1 protein-coding gene is annotated in these 697 nt (G+C 64.0%); it reads right to left on the bottom strand.

What is annotated here, in order from left to right:
- Positions 1-103 precede the first annotated feature (103 nt).
- Positions 104-559 carry a MarR family winged helix-turn-helix transcriptional regulator gene (locus A7X97_RS01690; RefSeq protein WP_005421298.1) on the bottom strand — a complete coding sequence of 152 codons (456 nt, stop codon included), beginning with the start codon at positions 557-559 and terminating at the stop codon, positions 104-106.
- Positions 560-697: the final 138 nt, after the last annotated feature.

Below are 697 nucleotides of genomic sequence, written 5' to 3'. Positions count from 1 at the left end.
AAAAAAAAAAAAAAGGTGGGGGAGGGAGGGACAACGAAACAACAGCAACGGGCAAAAGCCGCTGGCGTGTGCACGGCAGCGGCGGTGTTCGGGGGCAGCGCTCTTACGTGATGCGGTCGGCGGCCTCGGCCAGCAGGCGCCATGCCTTCAGCACGGCGTGCAGTTCATCCATGGAAAGCTCGCCGAACACGTCCTGGCGCAGGCCGATCAACTGATCTTCCAGCTCGCTGACCAGCGCATGGCCCTCGTCGGTCAGCCACAACAGGTTGGCGCGGCGGTCGCTGGCGTCGCTCTCGCGGCGGACCAGGCCACTGGCACACAGCTTGTCCAGCAGGCGTACCAGGGAAGGACCCTCCATGCCCAGCTGCTGGGCCAGCGCCACCTGGCGGATGCCACCGCCGGAGCGGCCGATCATCAGCAACGGCATGGTGCAGGCGGTGGAGATGCCATAGCTGCCGAGCCGGCTGTCGGCCAGGCGCTGCCACTGCCGCCCTGCATAAAGCAGGCCGGAGCTGAGCTGCATCTGCAGCACGGTGCGCTCGTCGAGGGGGCGGTCCATAAGAGATAGATAGGATACTACTAATTTCATTCCTATCAATGGGTTTTTCTGAATGGGTGGGTGTGTTTAGGAAAGCGTTGCGCCTGCCTGGTGTCGGGTGGGGCAGCGGGGGCCGGACGGGGCAGGACACGCCGTAAA

Source organism: Stenotrophomonas sepilia (assembly GCF_003244875.1).
Classification (GTDB): domain Bacteria; phylum Pseudomonadota; class Gammaproteobacteria; order Xanthomonadales; family Xanthomonadaceae; genus Stenotrophomonas; species Stenotrophomonas sepilia.
This window is presented reverse-complemented; position numbering and strand designations above follow the sequence as displayed.

What these genes read in the sequence shown, in the direction of transcription:
- A7X97_RS01690 (WP_005421298.1), bottom strand. Translation starts at nt 559, where the DNA reads ATGGACCGCCCCCTCGACGAGCGCACCGTGCTGCAGATGCAGCTCAGC.